The following is an 18,234-nucleotide window of genomic DNA, read 5'->3' as shown; positions in this document are numbered from 1 at the left end:
CACCGCCCGCCGCACCGTGCACCGCCGGCTCGCGGACGAGGGGGAGACGTTCTCGTCCGTCCTCGACGCCACCCGCGCGGACCTGGCGACGCGCATGGTCGGCAGCGGACGACACTCGCTCACCGAGGTTTCCGACCTGCTGTCGTTCTCCGCGCCCAGCAATTTCTCCCGCTGGTTCCGGAACCGGTTCGGGTGCAGTCCGAGCCGATGGCGCGCGGAGGAGGGGGGACGCCCCGAGCCGGCGAGTGCGATGTCGATTCGGCGGCCCGCCGATCGTGTAGAGGGTGGATCACCGGCGCCGGTCCGGTGATCGTGAGGAGGAGTGCCATGACCCAGTACCTGCTGAGCATCTACCAGCCGGACGGCGACCCGCCACCGGCGGCGATCCTCGAACCGATCATGCGCGACGTCGAGGCCGTCGACGCCGAGATGCGCGCCGCCGGCGCCTGGGTGTTCGCCGGTGGACTGCACCCGCCGAGCACGGCCACCGTGCTCCGGCTCGACGGCGACGGAATCCTCACCACCGACGGCCCGTACCTCGAGGGCAAGGAACACATCGGTGGGTTCACCGTCGTCGAGGCGCCCGACCTCGACGCCGCCCTCGAATGGGGCCGCAAACTCGCCCGCGCGATCACACTGCCGATCGAGGTGCGGCCGCTGCAGGGCGGGCACTGCGGGTGAGTCGGCCGTGGCCGCGGTGACGGCCGCGGAGATCGCGCGCGTGTTCCGCAGCGAGCACGGCCGCGCGGTCGCCGTGCTCGTCCGCGCATTCGGGGACATCGACCTTGCCGAGGAGTCCGTGCAGGACGCGTTCGCCGTCGCCGTCGCCCGGTGGCCCGCCGACGGACTGCCGCCGAGCCCGGCCGGCTGGATCGTCACCACCGCCCGGCGCCGCGCGATCGACCGCATCCGCCGGGAGAACGCCCGCGCAGGCAAACACGCCGAGGCCGCCCGCCTGCAGGAGGTCGGGACCAGCGCCGTCGACGAGGAGAATGCCGTGCCCGACGACCGGCTGCGCCTGATCTTCACGTGTTGCCATCCCGCGCTGGCGCCCGCCGCCCGCGTCGCTCTCACGCTCCGGTTGCTCGGCGGCCTGAGCACCGCCGACATCGCCCACGCCTTCCTCGTTCCGGAGAAGACCATGGCGCAGCGGCTGGTGCGCGCCAAGGGCAAGATCCGCGACGCCCGGATCCCGTACCGCGTTCCGGGCCCCGCGGAACTGCCCGCCCGCCTCGCCTCCGTCCTCGCCGTCGTCTATCTCGTCTTCACCGAGGGGCACACCGCGGCCGGTGGGGACCGCCTGGTCCGCGACGACCTGTGCGTGGAGGCGGTCCGGCTCGCCCGCCTGCTGGCCGAACTGCTGCCCGACGAGCCCGAGGTGCTGGGCCTGCTCGCGCTGCTGCTGCTCACCGTCGCGCGACGACCGGCCCGCACGAACGCCGACGGCGACCTGATCCCGCTCGCCGCGCAGGACCGCACGCTCTGGGACCGAGACCTGATCACCGAGGGACAGTCCCTCGTCCGCCGCTGCCTGCAACTGCGCCGGCCCGGCCCGTACCAGATCCAGGCCGCGATCGCCGCCGTCCACAGCGACGCCGCCACGATCGAGACGACCGACTGGCGGCAGGTGGTCGCACTCTACGATCAGTTGCTCGTCGTCGCACCCACCCCCGTCGCCGCCCTGCACCGGGCCGTCGCGGTGGCCGAGGTGGACGGCCCCGCCGCGGGTCTGGACCTGGTCGACGCCCTCGACCTGGACCGGTACCACCTGTGGCACGCGGTGCGGGCCGACCTGCTCCGCCGGCTTGGTCGTCTCCCGGAGGCCGCCGCGGCATACGACGCCGCGCTCGCCCGGGCCACCAACGCCGCCGAGCGCGGCTTCCTGCAACGTCGCCGCGCCGAACTCAGCTGACCGGTTCCTTCTCGCTCTGCGGTCCGCTCCTGCCGTTCTGCCACGGCCACCGGCCGGAGATCTCGAGCTGCAGCGACCAGCTGAGGAAGGTCCGGATCAGGACGATGATCGCCAGGACCCCCACCGACGTGAAGGTGGGGGTCACGGCGACCGTCTTGATGATGTCCGCGGCCACCAGGAATTCGAGGCCGAGCAGGATGGACCGTCCCAGATCGCGCCGGTAGCGCTCGTAGATCGGCGCACCCGGCGAGCGGCGCCAGGACCGTAGGGCGATCCAGCTCGCCACCGCCGCCCCGACGACGATCACCGCCACCCCGACCACGTCGACGGCGCCGCCGACGGTCTCGAGAACGCGGGCCAGCTCCATGCGAACCTCCGGGATGCGGACGGGACGATTCGGTCATGGTCGCAGGTCCGGCTCGATCCGTCCCGGCAACCGGGTTGTCCACACCCGGCCCGTTCGTCCACAGATTCCGGCCGTGGGCGGCGAGAGCGCCGTTCGGGTGCCACCCGGACGGCACGCTGACGCCATGACCGTTGTGGTGTTCGCCGTTCTCGGTGCCGTGGCCGGAGCCGGCATGCGGCGGCTCGTCGCCCGCCTCGTCCGGCGTCTCCCACTACGAGGGATGTGCGAGGTGGCCGGCGCGGCCGGTGGCGCCGTGGCCGTGCTCGCGACCTCGACGATGCCGGGCGCGTTCGCCGTCGCGGCCTTGATCTGGTGGTGCCTGTGCCTGAGCGCGGCCGACCTGTCGGCGCGGCGGCTGCCGAACGTGCTGACCGTGCCGGGCACCGGCGTCGTCCTCACGGTCGCCGCGGCAGCGGGGCAGGGAGCCCCGGCGCTCGCCGGGGCGTGCCTGCTGGCGGGTCCGTACCTGCTTGCCCATCTGGCCGTCCCGCGCAGTCTCGGCGCGGGCGACGTGAAGTTCGCGGCCGGGCTGGGGGCAGCCGCGGGCGCCGCCGGCGCGGGGGCGTGGACGACGGCGGCCCTGCTGCCGCCGCTGCTCACCGCCGCGGCGGGCGCCGTCGCCGTCGCCGTGGGTTGGGTACGGGCACACCGTCGCCCGCGCGGTGTGGTGCTGCCGCACGGGCCGTCGATGTGCGCGGCAGCCGTCGCCGGGGTCCTGGCGGCGGCTTGACCGGGGCGGCGCCCCGCCGGTGGCGGCGAACGTGGAAGGATGGTCCTGTGCTGCGCTGGATAACTGCTGGAGAGTCCCATGGTCCCGCCCTCGTCGCGATGCTCGAGGGGATGGTCGCCGGTGTCGAGGTGACGTCGAGCGACATCTCGGAGCAGCTCGCGCGGCGGCGCCTCGGCTACGGCCGCGGCGCGCGCATGAAGTTCGAGGCCGACAAGGTCACCATTCTCGGCGGCGTCCGGCACGGCCACACCCTCGGTGGCCCGGTGGCCATCGAGATCGGCAACACCGAGTGGCCCAAGTGGGAGACCATCATGTCCGCCGACCCGGTGGACGCCGAACTGCTCGTCGGACAGGCCCGCAACGCACCGCTCACCCGCCCGCGACCCGGTCACGCCGACTACTCGGGGATGCTCAAGTACGGCTTCGACGACGCTCGTCCCGTCCTCGAGCGCGCCAGCGCCCGGGAGACCGCGGCCCGGGTCGCCGCCGGCACCGTGGCCCGCAACTTCCTGCGGCAGGTGTTCGGCGCGGAGGTCGTCTCGCATGTGATCTCCATCGGCGCGTCCGACCCCTACGTGGGGGCGGAGCCGACCGGGGCCGATCTCGCCGCCATCGACGCCAGCCCCGTGCGGGCCTTCGACAAGGCGGCCGAGGAATCGATGATCGCCGAGATCGAGGCCGCCAAGCGCGACGGTGACACCCTCGGCGGTGTCGTGGAGGTCGTGGTGCACGGCCTGCCGGTGGGCCTGGGTTCGTTCATCAGCGGGGCGGACCGGCTCGACGCCCGGCTCGCCGCGGCCCTCATGGGCATTCAGGCGATCAAGGGTGTCGAGGTCGGCGACGGCTTCGAGACCGCACGCCGGCGCGGCAGCGTCGCCCACGACGAGATCCGGCCCGGCCCGGACGGCGTGCTCCGCTCGACCAACCGGGCCGGCGGTCTCGAGGGTGGCATGACCAACGGCGAGGCGCTGCGGGTACGGGCGGCGATGAAGCCGATCTCGACGGTGCCGCGCGCCCTCGCCACCGTCGACATGGCCTCCGGCGAGGAGGCCGTGGCGATCCATCAGCGCTCCGACGTGTGCGCTGTGCCTGCGGCCGGTGTCGTGGCCGAAGCGATGGTGGCGCTCGTCGTGGCGCAGGCCGCGCTCGAGAAGTTCGGGGGCGACTCGATCGACGAGACCCGCGCCAACGTCCGCAACTACCTCGAGGCCGTCGCGGCCCGGGTGCCACGGTGACGCCATGACGCCACGCGCAGTCCTGATCGGGCCGCCCGGGGCCGGCAAGTCGACCATCGGCCGGCGGCTCGCCCAGGCGCTCGATCTGCCGTTGCTCGACACCGACGCCGAGATCGAGCGCACCACCGGCCGCACGATCCCGGACATCTTCGGCACCGACGGCGAACCGGCGTTCCGGCGGATCGAGGAGGAGGTGGTGGCCGACGCGCTCGCCCGGCACGACGGCATCGTCTCGCTCGGCGGCGGCGCGATCCTGTCCGAGCGCACCCGCGCCCTGCTGCAGGACCGAACGGTGATCTACCTCGAGATCAGCGTCGCCGAGGGCCTGCGCCGCACCGGGACCAACACCACGCGACCGCTGCTCGCCGGGGCGGACCCCGCGGCGAAGTACCGGGAGCTGATGCGCCGGCGCCGCCCGCTGTACCGGCAGGCGGCCACCATCCGCGTGCGCACCGACGGACGCAGTCCGGGCCGGGTGGTGCAGCAGGTCCTCGCCAAGCTGGAGGCCCAGTCGGATCTGGCGGCCACCGGCGCCCACCCGTCCGCGCCCAGCACGACCAGTACAGAGAATCGGAGCAATCAATCGTGACCGAACCGGTACGCGTCGACGTCCAGACGGCCCAGCCCTACCCGGTGATCATCGGCCGGGGCCTGCTCGGTGAGCTCGTCGACGAACTCACCGGCACCCGCACCGTGGCGATCCTGCACCAGCCGCCGCTCGCGGAGACCGCCGAGGCGGTCCGTGCCGCGCTGGCGGAGAAGGGCATCGACGCTCACCGCGTCGAGATCCCCGACGCCGAGGACGGCAAGGACCTCGCGGTGGCGGGGTTCTGCTGGGAGGTGCTCGGCCGCATCGGGCTGACCCGATCCGACGCGATCGTCAGCCTCGGCGGGGGAGCGGCCACCGATCTGGCCGGGTTCGTCGCCGCCACGTGGATGCGCGGCGTGCGGATCGTGCACGTCCCCACCACGCTGCTCGCCATGGTCGACGCCGCGGTCGGCGGCAAGACCGGCATCAACACCGAGGCCGGCAAGAACCTCGTCGGTGCCTTCCACGAACCGTCCGCGGTGCTCGTCGACCTCGCGACGCTCGAGACGGTGCCGCGCAACGAGATCGTCGCCGGTCTCGCCGAGGTGATCAAGACCGGCTTCATCGCCGACCCGAAGATCCTCGAGCTGATCGAGGCGGATCCGGAGGCCGCGCTCGACCCGACGGGAACGGTGCTGCCCGAACTGATCCGGCGCTCGGTCGAGGTCAAGGCGAAGGTCGTCGCCGCGGACCTCAAGGAGTCGAGCCTGCGCGAGATCCTCAACTACGGGCACACCCTCGGTCACGCCATCGAACGGCGCGAACGCTACCGGTGGCGGCACGGCGCCGCCGTCGCCGTCGGTCTCGTCTTCGCCGCCGAGCTGGGACGCCTCGCGGGGCGCCTGGACGACGCCACCGCCGACCGGCACCGCAGCATCCTCGAGCTCGTCGGCCTGCCCACCACCTACGATGCCGACGCCTTCCCCCAGCTGCTCGAGGGCATGCAGACCGACAAGAAGAACCGCGCGGGGATGCTGCGGTTCGTCGTCCTCGACGGCCTCGCCAAGCCCGGGCGCCTCGAGGGACCGGATCCGTCGCTGCTCGCCGCGGCGTACTCGGCGGTCGCGCGGGAGGGCACCGCGGACGCAGGCACCGTGCTCCTGTGAGCTGCTGACCGGCTGAGCTGCCGACCGTCGTCGACGGGCCGTCGCACCCTCGGGGTGCGACGGCCCGCGTCCTCGTCGGGGATCTTCCCGGTTCACCACCGCGCGGATAATTCGCCCTGGACGGAACGCAGGAATTCTCCGAATTCCTGGTCCCCGCCCGAGCTGAACGGCCGCCTACCGAAAAGACGATGAAAAACCCGGGCGCGCAGGAGCTCCGGGATGCAATCGCTCTTCGCCGTTGATTTCCGGGCGAAACCGGCCGTACGATTCCGGTCGTGATGAACGCTCAGCAGGTCACGACGACGCCGGATGCCTTCCGGCGCCGCGTCGCTCACTGCTGACCCACCAAGCGAGCCCCGGGAGTCGACGTCCCGGGGCTTTCGTCGTGTTCGGGCACGTCGCTCCCTCTCGCCGAGACGAGAGTCGAGGAACAGGAAATGAACGGTGCAGATCACCGAGTGCTCGGTCGCGAACTCGACATGTTCGCCAGCGCGCCGATTGTGGGTGCGGGTCTTCCGCTGTGGCTGCCGGACGGTGCGGTGATCCGTGCCGAGCTCGAGGCCTTCGCCGCCGAGGTGGCGGCCGAGTCCGGCTGTCGCCGCGTCTACACCCCGGTGCTCGCCAAGAAGGAGCTGTTCGTCCGGTCGGGCCACTGGTCCAAGTTCGCCGACGACATGTTCCCCGAGATGCGGGTCGGCGGCGAGAGTTTCGTCCTGCGGCCCGCCAACTGTCCCCATCACGCCCAGATCTTCGCCTCGCGGGCCCGCAGCTACCGCGACCTGCCGATCCGCCTGTCGGAGCTGGGATCGATGTTCCGCAGCGAACTGTCGGGCGTGCTCGGCGGCCTGAGCCGGGTCCGGCAGATCGGTCTCGACGACGCGCATGTGTTCTGCGCGCCCGAACAGGCCGGTGCGGAGGTGGAACTCGCGTTGAGTGCGATCGAGCGCTGCTATCGGGTTCTCGGGCTCGACGCCCGGCGCTACCGCCTCTCCCTCCGCGGTGCCGGGGGCAGCTATCTCGGCTCCGGCGAGCAGTGGGCGCATGCTCAGGGTCAGCTGCGCGGTGCGCTCGAACGGTGTGGGCTGGACTTCTTCGAAGCCGAGGGGGAGGCCGCGTTCTACGGTCCGAAGATCGACGTCCAGGTCGCCGGGGCGCACGGGCGCGAGGAGACCGTGTCCACCGTCCAGTTCGACTTCACTCAACCCGAGCGTTTCGGCCTCGAATACACCGGCGAGGACGGGCACAGGCACCGGCCCGTGATGATCCACCGGGGTGTGCTCGGATCGATGGAGCGGCTGACCGCGATGCTCGTCGAACGCTTCGAAGGGCGCATGCCGCCGTGGCTCTCGCCCCGCCAAGTGGCGGTCCTGCCGGTCCGTGACCCACACCGCGACGAGGCCGGCGCGTTGCGGGACAGGCTGCTGGACGAGGGGATTCGCGCCGAGGTGCTCTCCGGTGGATCGCTGGGCAGCCGGATCCGCGCTGCGCGCCTGCACCGCGATCCCTACCTCGCGATCGTCGGCGACGAGGAACTCGCGGACGGCACCGTCAGCGTCCTGGTGCCGCAGTGCGGTCAGCGGGCGCGCATCGGGCACGAGCAGTTCGTGCGCCGGGTGCTGGCCGACGTCCGGGGCCGGGTCCTGGGCCCGTCCGCACTGCCGTGAGGGTGCTCTCGCCGTCGTCGAGCCGGACCATGATCGCTCGGGCCGGGCCGGGACGGCGACGCGCGCGCGGACCGGTCACCCGCGCGTCGGTCGCCGGCGCGGCCGGCCCCGGCCGGGCTACTCGGCGCCGTGCACGACCTGCAGGCCGGGACGGGTCGCCCGCGCCGACGGAGGTGCCCCGCGGCGGGCCCGTTCGTCCCGGTCCGGGCGGGCGATCCGGTGGGCCTGCAGATAGGCCACGCCGACCCGGGAGTACCAGGCGGCGGTCCAGGACGGGATCCCGCCCAGCATCGACAGGGCGAACCCGTGGTGGCGCTCGACGAAGTCGACGGTCACCGCATACAGATCCACCCCCGGGCACTTCCGGGCCGCCGCCTCGAGATCGAGGTCGTCGGGCCACCAGTTCGCCGGCAGGACGGGGTCGGCCGCCTGCCGGGCGCCCGGGTGGCGGAGACCGAGCACCCGTCCGCCCACCGCCGCCGCGGCGCTGCACGTTCCTTTCACGAGCCCCCGCGTCGTGGACCACAGCCCTCCGGGGTGCGTCAGCGGCAGTATCGCCCCGAGCAGTCGCCCCAGCTGCGGCTCGCCGCCGGTCCGCGACGCGAAGGCTCCGCCCTCGTCCGAGCCGTTCGGGACCGTCTTCCGGTCGGGACGTATCGGGGCGCGCTCTCCCATGCTTCCCTACCTTAAATGTGCTGGGCGCCAGAGGGATTGGTTTTCGGCGATCGCATGACGGGGGAGCGGCGGCTCCTGTGCCCGATGTCCCGGTGCGCGGGGCCGCCGCGGCCGGTGCCGCGGATCGGACTCATCCGGCGTCGATGCTCCGGTGGGCCAGTTCCTCGCGCGCGGCGATTTCGACGGCGGCCGGAAGTGTCAGGGTGCGTCCCAGTTCGAGGTCGGCTACGAATTCGGCGAGCAGATCGGTCGGCCATCGCTCGAATTCGGCCATCGCAATCCCCCCTCGGTGCGTGCGGTCGGGTGACCGGCGTGCCCCTGCCGGTTCCCGGTTCTCGACCCCGACAGTTCACATTTACACCACCGGCACGTCCCGTGACACTGCTTCCGTCCGAATCGGTCCGTTCCGCCCGGCGAGTCCGGTTCCGGGGAACCTACCCGGACTCCGAGGGGGTGACGGCGCGTCGGACGAGCAGGGTGCAGTGCTCGACGAGCGCCTCTCGCTCGACGTCGACCTGCCCGTCGATCCACGCGACGATCAGCGCCCCGATGCCCAGGCCCAGGACGGCGCCGCTGATCAGCCGGGACTCGGCGTCCGGTTCCGGCGCAGCGACGCCGACGAGCAGGGCGCCGAGCAGGGCGGGTGCTGCGTGCAGGCCCTGCTGCGACAACGCCGGCTCGGTCATCGCCTCGCGGACCAGCACCCGGCCGCGGCGGGGGTCGGCGGCGAAGAAGTCGATCGCTCCGGAGACGAAGGCGCGGGCCCGCGCGGCGACCTCCGCCGGGGCGGAGGCCACGACGGCCTGCATGTGACGCATGAGGCCCTCCGCCGTCGTTGCGAAGACTGCGGCGACCAGTTCGTCGCGCGAGGGAAAACTCTCGTAGAAGTACCGCTCGCTGACCCCGGCGGCCCGGCAGACGGCGCGGACCGTGACCGCGCGGCCTCCGCCGGTGCCGAGCAGTTCGGTACCCGCCGCGAGGATCCGGGTACGGCGCTGCGCGCGCCGGTCGTCGGCGCTGACGCCGTGCCAGCTGCGGCTCGGGGGGGTGCGCATGGATCCCATCCTGCCGGACCGATCGGTCGGACCGGGAACGGCCGTTGACCCGCCCGTAGTGGACAACATATGTTGTCCACTACGGGGGCCGGGAGAGCGACGGAGGACGAATGAGGAATGTGACGATCGGACGGCATGTCCGACGGGAAATCGAGCGTCTCGATCCGCTCCGCGACGATCGCGCCGTCGCTCGACTCTCGCTCGAGGTCCTGCACGGGAACGCGATGCTCGTCAACGCGTTGTTCACGGTGTCGTTCATCCGGCAGGTGGCCGTGCCCGGCATCGCGAAGATCCTGCACCGCCGCGGACGCGGCGACATCGTCGTCCGCACGGCGAAGCGCAACGACGACACGATGGTGTTCTTCGGCAAGTTCCTCGAACTCGGCTACGACACGTCCGAGGGGCTCGCATGGATCGAGCGGCTCAACGAGATCCACGGGCACTTCCCAATCCGCAACGAGGACTCGCTCTACACGCTCGCCACGCTCGTGCTCGAACCGCAGCGTATCGCCGCGCTCGTCGGGTCCCGGCCGTTCTCCGGGACGGAACTTCAAGCGCAGTGGCATTTCTGGCGCGGCGTGGCGGCCGCCCAGCGCATCACGGACATCCCCGGCTCCCGCGACGAGCTCGCGCGGTGGACCGCCGACTTCGAGGCCGCGGAATACGCGCGCACCGACGACGGGCTCGCCGTGACCCGGCGACTCGTCGACGACTTCGCGGACCGCTGGTTTCCGGGTCCGCTGCGACCGCTCGCGCCGGAGGTGCTGTCGACGTTCTGCGACGACCGCCTACGGGCCGTGCAGAGCCTGCCCGAGCCGCGGCCCGCTCTGGCCTACGTCGCGCGATCCGCGGTGCGCACCTACTTCGCCGCCACCGGGCTGCGGCCGGTACGGCGCGACCGCAGTTTCGTGGAGACCTTCGGGACGGCGCGGTACGGGCCCCGTGACCGGGATGCGGTGGGATATCGGCGCCCGGCCCCGGCGCGACGGCCCTGACCGCCCGGATCGGCGCGGGGATCAGGCCCGGAGCTCGGCGGCAGGCTGTGCGGTGCTCGGTTCGGCGCCGTGTTCGCGACCCAGTTCGGCGATCGCGCACGTGAATTCGGGATCGAACAGCAGGAAGCTGAGCAGGTCGCCGCGATCCTCGTCGTCGCCACCGATCAATCGTGCGACGACGGACGGCGCGGGGTTGCGCAGGAACCGGCGCACGGCGGGGCGGCGACGGACCACCCCTTCCGCGATCTCGGCGATCCGCCCGGCCTGGCCGGGCGGCGGGCCGGCGAAGTCGATCCCGATGGGACGGTCGGTGGGGGACACGGCTCGGGTCTGGGCGATGCGGGCATTGCGGAACTCGAGCGTGTGCAGGTCCTCGATCATCCGGTAGCCGAGCATCGCCCGCAGCGCCAGGGCCGCGACGCCGGCCACGTCGGGAGGTGCCGGTCGGCGCCTGCCGGTGCGCGCGGACACCGGCGGGGGCCACATCCGCGGCTGCGTCGCCACGACGCCGACGTCGTTCGCGCCGAGCACGAGCGCGGGCTTGATCGGGGTGTTGAGCAGCAGACCGCCGTCGATGTACCAGCCGGAGCGCTGCGGGGCGCACCGATCGGTGACGTGGATGGGCCGGAACAGGATCGGCACCGCGGAGGACGCCAGCAGGTGGTCGACGGTCAGGGTCGTCTCGACGTAGCTGATGTTGCGGCGGATGTCGTACTCGGGGAGGGGCACCGAGGCGTTCTTCTCCACGAACACCACCGTCCCGCCGGTGGCCACGGACGTCGTCGCGACCGCGACCGCGTCCACCAGCCCGGCCCGGATGTTCTCGTGCAGCCGGTCCCACGGCACCAGGCGCTGCAGGGTCCCCCGGATCGGGGTCGTGTCGAGCAGGCTGACGAGACGCGTGCGGGGAAAACCGATCGCCTGACCCAGGAACGCCGCGCCGGTGCCGAGCACGCTGTGCACCGACGAGTACACGTCGGACGAGACCACCCCGGTCCACAGGTCCACGAGCCGTTCGGCGGCCGTCGGCAGTCCCTCGTCGGCGAACGCGGCGAGCCCGACCACGTTGATGGCGCCGGCGCTGGTCCCGACGAGGATCCGGGGCGCTCCGTGGTGCCGCGTCATCCGGGGGAGCAGGGTCGTGATCGCGCCGGCTTGATACGCGCCGCGCGCACCCGCGCCCGCGACGACCAGCGCCGTCCGCCGGCGTCCGTGGGTGCCGCTCGTCCCGCGTCCGGCCATGGGCCGAACGGTACCTGCCCGCTCCGGGCCGCGGACCCGATTCTCCGCCAACGGTGCGGACCCGGGTAGGTGTCAGGGGCGGCGGTCCGGGTCGATCCGCTCGAACACCTCGGTGGGCGCGTCGTCGTCACGCCACCCCTGATCCGGGGTAGCGGACGCCGTGACCGGTGCCGGCCCGTCGTCCGGCTTCCCCGTCGCCGTCCCCGTCGCCGCAGACTTGCGCTGATCTCGACGCACCAGCAGCCGCCCGAGCATCACCGCGGCCGTCGCGGGAACGAACACCAGCAGCACGGTGAACGCCGCACCCGAGGTCAGTTCGAAGAACAGCGACTTGACCCCGACCTGGATCGGACCGACCGTGTCGATCAGCCACGTCAGCAGGCCGGCGGCGAGACCGGTGACCGCCGCGGCCTTCAGCCACAGCATCGTCAGGTCCGCCCCGTCCTCCGACTGCGGGTGCGCCCGCTGATCGCGGATCCCGTCGAGCCCGGCCCACACGATCGCGGCGAGCACGACGACGGCCAACGCGACCATCCGCAGCATCGAGCCTTGCAGCGGCCATTGCACCAGGGCGACCCCCAGCAGGACCCGTACCAGCACGTGCACGAGGGTCAGGCCGAGCCCGCGAAGCAACCAGGGTTTCATGTACCTCAGAGTAACGTCTGGATCGGCGCGGATGTGTCCCGCCCCACATTCGTGACCGTCGACGGCCGTCCCGGCTGTCGGCGCGGGAGTACGTTGACCCCATGTCCGCCGATCACTCCGCCCGCCGCGCCGCGCTGCGCCGGTTGCTCGCCGACCGCGACCTCGATGCGCTCCTGGTGACCGACCTGCTCAACATCCGCTACCTCACCGGATTCACCGGCTCGAACGCCGCGCTGCTCGTCACCACCGACGACGACCTCGACGAGTCCCGCACCGTCGTGTGCACCGACGGCCGCTACCTCACCCAGGTCGCCGCGCAGGTGCCCGATCTGCGGGCCGAGATCGCCCGCGCCAGCGCCGATCACCTGGTCCGTTCCGCGGCGACGCCGGCCCGGTGGGGCTTCGAGAGCCATGTCGTCACCGTCGACGCGCACGTGCGCTGGGCGGGGCTGGACAGCCCGCTCACCCTCACCCCCGCGCCCGGGCTGGTCGAGCAGTTGCGCATGGTCAAGGACGAACACGAGGTCGGGCTGCTCGCGGCGGCGTGCGCCGTGGCCGACCGGGCACTGGCCGATCTCGTCGCCGCCGGCGGCCTGCGCCCGGGCCGCACCGAACGGCAGGTCGGCCGCGATCTCGAGGCCCGCATGCTCGACCACGGCGCCGACGGCATCTCCTTCGAGACGATCGTCGCGACCGGGGCGAACTCGGCCGTGCCGCACCACCGGCCCACCGACGCCGTGCTCGCCGCCGGCGACTTCGTCAAGCTCGATTTCGGTGCACAGGTCGGCGGATACCACTCCGACATGACCCGCACCTACGTCCTCGGCCGGGCCGCCGACTGGCAGCGTGACGTGTACGACCTGGTCGCGCGCGCCCAGGCGGCCGGGCGGGCGGCGCTCGTGCCGGGCGTCGACCTGGCCGCCGTGGACGCCGCGTCCCGCGACGTGATCGCCGCCGCCGGCCACGGTGAGCTGTTCCTGCACGGACTCGGCCACGGCGTCGGTCTGGAGATCCACGAAGCACCCGGAATCGGCCAGGCCGCGACCGGTACACTTGCCTGCGGTGCGGCGGTGACCGTCGAACCGGGCGTGTACTTCTCCGGGCGCGGAGGCGTGCGGATCGAGGACACGCTCGTGGTGCGTGAGCAGGGACCGGAGCTGCTCACACTCACCGACAAGACATTGACCGTCGTATAAGGGCGGTACCTCGACTCTAGGAGACGCGAAACCAAGTGGCCGATACCAGCGATTTCAAGAACGGGCTCGTGCTGAAGATCGACGGTCAGCTGTGGCAGATCATCGAGTTCCAGCACGTCAAGCCCGGCAAGGGGCCGGCGTTCGTCCGCACGAAGATCAAGAACGTGCTCTCCGGCAAGACCGTCGACAAGACCTGGAACGCCGGCGTGAAGGTCGAGACGGCCACCGTCGACCGTCGCGACATGACGTACCTGTACCACGACGGCACCGACTACGTCTTCATGGACGGCGAGACCTACGACCAGATCTCGATCAGCGAGGAGACCCTGGGCGGCGGCGCCCGATTCCTCCTCGAGAACATGCAGGTGCAGGTGGCCACCCACGAGGGCACCCCGCTGTTCGTCGAACTGCCCGTCACCGTCGAACTCGAGGTCACCCACACCGATCCCGGCCTGCAGGGCGACCGCTCGACCGGCGGCACCAAGCCCGCGACCCTCGAGACCGGCGCCGAGATCCAGGTGCCCCTGTTCATCAACACCGGTGACAAGCTCAAGGTCGATTCCCGTGACGGCAGCTACCTCGGGCGAGTGAATTCCTGAGTGTCCGGTACGCAGAAGAAACTCGGAGCCCGGCACAAGGCGCGTAAGCGCGCCGTGGATCTGCTGTTCGAGGCCGAGGCCCGCGACATCGATCCGGTCGGTCTCGCCGCCGACCGGATCGCGCTCGCCGTCACCGACGACCAGGTCGCGCAGATCCCGCCGTACACGCAGACCGTCGTGCGCGGCGTGGCGGAGCGACTCGACGAGCTCGACCAGGTGATCGCCGAGCACCTGCACGACTGGACGCTCGAGCGGCTGCCCGCCGTGGACCGGGCGATCCTGCGCATCTCGGTGTGGGAGCTGTTCCACGCCCCCGACGTGCCGCCGGTGGTGGCCGTCGACGAGGCGGTCGAGCTGGCCAAGCAGCTGTCCACCGACGATTCGCCGGCCTTCGTCAACGGCATCCTCGGTCAGATCGTGGCGCTCGCCGACCAGGTGCGTGCCGCCGCGGCGGCCACCTCGTCGCGCGCCGCCGACCCGGCCGGGCAGCGGGACTCCGAGCGGCCCTGACAACGCAGCGGGAGCGGGCCCGGCCGGCGACGGAGGTCGCCGGCCGGGCCCGCTCGCCGCTTCGGGGACCCCGGCCTGTGTCGGGCCTCACCCCGCATCCGTGTCTGGCGGGCACCGGCCGCTGCTAGGCTGGAGCACCGTCAGGCATCCTTTAACGATCCGTCCAGCGAGGCGGAGAAGGAGGTCGCAGTATGGCCATGTCCGAAGACGGGTCACCGGCATCCCCGCCCGGTCCGGCCCGCGAATTGCTCTCCGCAGCCGACGTCGGTCGCACCGTCGCCCGCATCGCGCACCAGATCATCGAGAAGACCGCGCTCGACGCCCCCGCGGGTGAAGCCCCCCGCGTCGTCCTCGTCGGCATTCCCACCCGCGGCACCACCCTCGCGCACCGGCTCGCCGAACGCATCGCCGAGTTCTCCGGGGTGCGCGTGCCCGTCGGCTCCCTGGACATCACCCTCTACCGCGACGACCTGCGCACCAAGCCGCACCGGCCGCTCGAGCGCACATCGGTGCCCGAGGGCGGCGTCGAGGACGCCCTCGTCGTCCTCGTCGACGACGTCCTGTTCTCGGGTCGCTCGGTGCGCGCCGCCCTCGACGCCCTGCGCGACCTGGGCCGGCCCCGCGCGGTGCAGCTCGCCGTCCTGGTCGACCGCGGGCACCGCGAACTGCCGCTGCGCGCCGACTACGTCGGCAAGAATGTCCCCACCGCCCGCGCCGAGGACGTGCGGGTCCTGCTCACCGAGCAGGACGACCGCGACGCCGTGGTGATCTCCGGAGGCAAGATTTCGTGAAGCACCTGCTCTCCATCGCGGACCTGACCGAGCAGTCCGCGACCGAGCTTCTCGACGAGGCCGAACGGTTCGAGCAGGCGCTGCTCGGCCGTGAGGTGCGCAAGCTGCCGACCCTGCGCGGCCGCACCGTGATGACGGTGTTCTTCGAGAACTCCACCCGCACCCGGGTCTCGTTCGAGGTCGCCGGCAAGTGGATGAGCGCCGACGTCATCAACGTCAGCGCGTCGAGTTCGTCGGTCGCCAAGGGCGAATCGCTGCGCGACACCGCGCTGACCCTGCACGCCGCCGGCGCCGACGCCCTGATCGTGCGGCACCCCGCGTCGGGCGCCGCGCACCGGATCGCCGAATGGACCGGCGACGGCGACGGCGGGGGACCGGCGGTGATCAACGCCGGCGACGGCACCCACGAGCACCCCACGCAGGCCCTGCTCGACGCGCTCACCCTCCGGCAGCGGCTCGGATCGATCGCCGGCCGGCGCATCGCGATCGTGGGCGACATCCTGCACAGCCGGGTCGCGCGCTCCAACGCCCTGCTGCTGTCCACGCTCGGGGCCGAGGTGGTGCTCGTCGCGCCGCGCACGTTGCTGCCGGTGGGCGTCGAGACCTGGCCCGTCACCGTCTCCCATTCCCTCGACGCCGAACTGCCCGGCCTCGACGCGGTGCTCATGCTGCGGGTGCAGGCCGAACGCATGAACGGCGGGTTCTTCCCGTCGGCGCGCGAGTACTCGATCGGCTACGGGTTGTCGGAGAAGCGACTGGCGATGCTCGCCGAGCACGCCGTGGTGCTGCACCCCGGCCCGATGCTGCGCGGCATGGAGATCGCCTCCGCGGTCGCCGACGCCCCGCAGACCGCGGTGCTGCAGCAGGTGAGCAACGGCGTGCACGTGCGCATGGCCGTGCTGTTCCGGCTGCTCGTCGGCACGGAGAGCGCAATCGCATGACCGACGCGTATGCGGACCGGACGTCCGCGCAGAAGACGAAGAACAGTGGGACAGGAGAAGATTCGGTGTCGCCGCAGGTGCTCATCCGCAACGTGCTCGTCTACGGGGAGGGTGCGCCGACCGACGTGCTGCTCGGCGACGAACAGATCCTCGCCCTCGGCCCCGACCTCGAGGCGAGCCCCGACGCCGAGGTGATCGACGGCGCCGGACGGATCCTGCTGCCCGGCTTCGTCGACCTGCACACGCATCTGCGTGAGCCCGGCCGCGAGGACACCGAGACCATCGACACCGGATCCGCGGCCGCGGCGCTCGGCGGCTACACCGCGGTGTTCGCGATGGCCAACACCGACCCCGTCGCGGACTCCGTCGTCGTCACCGACCACGTGTGGCGACGGGGGCAGGAGGTCGGCCTCGTCGATGTGCACCCCGTGGGTGCCGTCACCGTCGGGCTCGCCGGCACGCAGCTCGCCGAGATGGGTACCATGGCCGCCGGCGTCGGCCGCGTCCGGATGTTCTCCGACGACGGGCACTGCGTCCACGATCCGCTGATCATGCGGCGGGCGCTGGAGTACTCGAGTTCGCTCGGGGTGCTCATCGCCCAGCACGCGGAGGAGCCGCGGCTGACCGCCGGGGCCGTCGCGCACGAGGGGCCCACCGCGGCGCGTCTCGGGCTGGCCGGCTGGCCGCGCGCGGCCGAGGAGTCGATCGTCGCGCGCGACGCCCTGCTCGCCCGGGACGCCGGAGCCCGCGTGCACATCTGCCACGCCTCCACCGCCGGCACCGTCGAACTGGTGAAATGGGCCAAGGCACAAGGGATCCCGATTACCGCCGAGGTGACCCCGCATCATCTGATGCTCGACGATTCGCGGCTCGAGACCTACGACGGCATCAACCGGGTCAACCCGCCGCTGCGCGAGCGTTCCGACGTCGAGGCGCTGCGCCGCGGACTGGCCGAGGGCGTGCTCGACTGCATCGCCACCGACCACGCCCCGCACGCCGAGCAGGACAAGTGTTGCGAGTTCTCGCAGGCCCGGCCCGGCATGCTGGGGCTCGAGACGGCCCTGTCGATCGTCGTCGAGACGATGGTCCGTCCCGGGCTACTGGACTGGCGCGGCGTCGCGAAGGTGATGAGCGAACGGCCCGCCGAGATCGTCGGCCTCGACGACCAGGGGCGCCCGCTCGAGGTGGGCGAGCCCGCCAACGTGGTGCTCGTCGACCCCGACGCCGAATGGACGGTGCGCGGACCGGAGCTGGCCTCGGTGGCGCACAACACGCCGTACGAGGCGATGACGCTGCCCGGCAAGGTCGTTGCGACCGTGCTGCGCGGCCGCATCACCGCACTCGACGGAGCGGTCCGGCCCGGCACCGGAAGCGGGGTGCGGTGATGGACCGCCTGTGGCTCACGCTCGGCTTCGTCGCCCTGTGGGTGGTGCTGGTCCTGCTGATGTGGAAGGGCTGGCGCGGCCGCGGCCGCCGCCAGGCCGAGGCCGTCGGTGCCCTCCCGCCGGTGCCGGCCGAGCTGGGGGAGCAGCTGGTGGCCCCGAGCACCGGCCTGTACGTGGGCAGTACCCTCGCGCCGAGCTGGCAGGACCGGGTCGCCGTCGGCGACCTGGGCCACCGCGCGGCCGGCGAGATCAGCCGCTACCGCGCCGGGGTGCTGCTCGAACGGGACGGCGCCTCGCCGATCTGGATCCCGCAGGACTCGATCCGGGCGGTGCGCACCGAACGTGGCCTCGCGGGAAAGGTGATGACCAAGGACGGGGTGCTGGTGATCCGCTGGCAGCTGCCGTCCGGCACCGAGATCGACACCGGATTCCGCGGCGACGACAAGACCATCTACCCCCAGTGGGTGCAGGAGACGAACGAGAATCACCGGGACAGTGACAGCTAGGACGACAGCCTGGACGGCTGGTACAGCGACGACGGCACGCGAGATTTCGGCT

21 protein-coding genes and 1 pseudogene are annotated in these 18,234 nt (G+C 72.2%); 16 read left to right on the top strand and 6 right to left on the bottom strand.

What is annotated here, in order from left to right; genetic code table 11:
- The 3 genes from OEY_RS0117580 to OEY_RS0117570 form a co-directional block, all read left to right on the top strand.
- On the top strand, positions 1–310 hold a 310-nt coding region (locus tag OEY_RS0117580), incomplete at its 5' end, for a helix-turn-helix domain-containing protein (RefSeq protein WP_010595148.1).
- A gap of 17 nt (positions 311–327) precedes the next feature.
- A complete protein-coding gene (locus OEY_RS0117575) occupies positions 328–681 on the top strand; it encodes a YciI family protein (protein ID WP_010595147.1) in 354 nt (117 codons plus the stop codon).
- 7 nt (positions 682–688) lie between these two features.
- Positions 689–1,912, top strand: a complete 1,224-nt coding sequence (locus tag OEY_RS0117570; protein WP_010595146.1) for an RNA polymerase sigma factor — start codon at positions 689–691, stop codon at positions 1,910–1,912.
- Here OEY_RS0117570 and OEY_RS0117565 read toward each other — a convergent pair.
- Entirely contained in the window at positions 1,905–2,279 is a 375-nt protein-coding gene (locus OEY_RS0117565) for a DUF1622 domain-containing protein (protein WP_010595145.1), read from the bottom strand. The two genes, OEY_RS0117570 and OEY_RS0117565, sit on opposite strands and share 8 nt — an antisense overlap.
- 163 nt (positions 2,280–2,442) lie before the next feature.
- Here OEY_RS0117565 and OEY_RS0117560 point away from each other — a divergent pair, with 163 nt between their 5' ends.
- The 5 genes and pseudogenes from OEY_RS0117560 to thrS all read left to right on the top strand — a co-directional run.
- On the top strand, positions 2,443–3,048 hold the full coding sequence (locus OEY_RS0117560; protein ID WP_010595144.1) for a prepilin peptidase: 606 nt from the start codon (positions 2,443–2,445) through the stop codon (positions 3,046–3,048).
- Between the two features lie 47 nt (positions 3,049–3,095).
- On the top strand, positions 3,096–4,283 hold the full coding sequence (gene aroC, locus OEY_RS0117555) for a chorismate synthase (protein WP_003935429.1): 1,188 nt from the start codon (positions 3,096–3,098) through the stop codon (positions 4,281–4,283).
- Between the two features lie 4 nt (positions 4,284–4,287).
- Complete coding sequence (locus tag OEY_RS0117550) at positions 4,288–4,872, top strand: shikimate kinase (RefSeq protein ID WP_010595143.1); 585 nt, start codon at positions 4,288–4,290, stop codon at positions 4,870–4,872.
- Entirely contained in the window at positions 4,869–5,978 is a 1,110-nt protein-coding gene (gene aroB / locus OEY_RS0117545) for a 3-dehydroquinate synthase (protein ID WP_010595142.1), read from the top strand. Before OEY_RS0117550 ends, aroB begins: the two co-directional genes overlap by 4 nt.
- A gap of 425 nt (positions 5,979–6,403) precedes the next feature.
- Positions 6,404–7,642, top strand: a pseudogene (thrS, locus tag OEY_RS0117540) (threonine--tRNA ligase); the annotation flags it as partial.
- 117 nt (positions 7,643–7,759) lie between these two features.
- Here the strand turns inward: thrS and OEY_RS0117535 are convergent.
- The 3 genes from OEY_RS0117535 to OEY_RS0117525 form a co-directional block, all read right to left on the bottom strand.
- On the bottom strand, positions 7,760–8,317 hold the full coding sequence (locus tag OEY_RS0117535; protein WP_010595140.1) for a hypothetical protein: 558 nt from the start codon (positions 8,315–8,317) through the stop codon (positions 7,760–7,762).
- Between the two features lie 130 nt (positions 8,318–8,447).
- The gene (locus OEY_RS30855; RefSeq protein ID WP_017682110.1) at positions 8,448–8,591 is read right to left on the bottom strand and encodes a hypothetical protein; all 144 of its coding nucleotides are present in this window, start codon (positions 8,589–8,591) and stop codon (positions 8,448–8,450) included.
- Positions 8,592–8,751: 160 nt separating this feature from the next.
- Complete coding sequence (locus tag OEY_RS0117525) at positions 8,752–9,372, bottom strand: TetR/AcrR family transcriptional regulator (protein WP_010595139.1); 621 nt, start codon at positions 9,370–9,372, stop codon at positions 8,752–8,754.
- 110 nt (positions 9,373–9,482) lie between these two features.
- Between OEY_RS0117525 and OEY_RS0117520 the strand changes: the two genes are divergently transcribed.
- Positions 9,483–10,367, top strand: a complete 885-nt coding sequence (locus OEY_RS0117520) for a DUF2236 domain-containing protein (RefSeq protein WP_237713759.1) — start codon at positions 9,483–9,485, stop codon at positions 10,365–10,367.
- A 21-nt stretch (positions 10,368–10,388) separates the two neighbouring features.
- Here the strand turns inward: OEY_RS0117520 and OEY_RS0117515 are convergent, their stop codons facing one another.
- Both OEY_RS0117515 and OEY_RS0117510 read right to left on the bottom strand, forming a co-directional pair.
- Entirely contained in the window at positions 10,389–11,609 is a 1,221-nt protein-coding gene (locus OEY_RS0117515; protein ID WP_010595137.1) for a patatin-like phospholipase family protein, read from the bottom strand.
- A gap of 72 nt (positions 11,610–11,681) precedes the next feature.
- The gene (locus tag OEY_RS0117510; RefSeq protein WP_010595136.1) at positions 11,682–12,254 is read right to left on the bottom strand and encodes a B-4DMT family transporter; all 573 of its coding nucleotides are present in this window, start codon (positions 12,252–12,254) and stop codon (positions 11,682–11,684) included.
- A gap of 101 nt (positions 12,255–12,355) precedes the next feature.
- Between OEY_RS0117510 and OEY_RS0117505 the strand changes: the two genes are divergently transcribed.
- From OEY_RS0117505 to OEY_RS0117475, 7 genes are all read left to right on the top strand, one after another.
- Positions 12,356–13,450, top strand: a complete 1,095-nt coding sequence (locus tag OEY_RS0117505; protein ID WP_010595135.1) for a M24 family metallopeptidase — start codon at positions 12,356–12,358, stop codon at positions 13,448–13,450.
- Positions 13,451–13,485: 35 nt separating this feature from the next.
- Complete coding sequence (gene efp / locus OEY_RS0117500) at positions 13,486–14,049, top strand: elongation factor P (RefSeq protein WP_010595134.1); 564 nt, start codon at positions 13,486–13,488, stop codon at positions 14,047–14,049.
- Positions 14,050–14,559 (top strand): transcription antitermination factor NusB, encoded by a 510-nt coding sequence (nusB, locus tag OEY_RS0117495; protein ID WP_010595133.1) that lies wholly within the window; start codon positions 14,050–14,052, stop codon positions 14,557–14,559.
- Positions 14,560–14,750: 191 nt separating this feature from the next.
- Positions 14,751–15,350 (top strand): bifunctional pyr operon transcriptional regulator/uracil phosphoribosyltransferase PyrR, encoded by a 600-nt coding sequence (pyrR, locus tag OEY_RS0117490; protein WP_010595132.1) that lies wholly within the window; start codon positions 14,751–14,753, stop codon positions 15,348–15,350.
- Positions 15,347–16,291, top strand: a complete 945-nt coding sequence (locus OEY_RS0117485; RefSeq protein WP_010595131.1) for an aspartate carbamoyltransferase catalytic subunit — start codon at positions 15,347–15,349, stop codon at positions 16,289–16,291. The genes pyrR and OEY_RS0117485 overlap by 4 nt, the downstream gene beginning before the upstream one ends.
- A 65-nt stretch (positions 16,292–16,356) precedes the next feature.
- Positions 16,357–17,676 (top strand): dihydroorotase, encoded by a 1,320-nt coding sequence (locus tag OEY_RS0117480; RefSeq protein ID WP_010595130.1) that lies wholly within the window; start codon positions 16,357–16,359, stop codon positions 17,674–17,676.
- On the top strand, positions 17,676–18,182 hold the full coding sequence (locus OEY_RS0117475; protein WP_010595129.1) for a PH-like domain-containing protein: 507 nt from the start codon (positions 17,676–17,678) through the stop codon (positions 18,180–18,182). The genes OEY_RS0117480 and OEY_RS0117475 overlap by 1 nt, the downstream gene beginning before the upstream one ends.
- Positions 18,183–18,234: the final 52 nt, after the last annotated feature.

Source organism: Rhodococcus sp. P14 (genome assembly GCF_000256505.1).
Classification (GTDB): Bacteria; Actinomycetota; Actinomycetes; order Mycobacteriales; family Mycobacteriaceae; genus Rhodococcus; species Rhodococcus ruber.
This window is presented reverse-complemented; position numbering and strand designations above follow the sequence as displayed.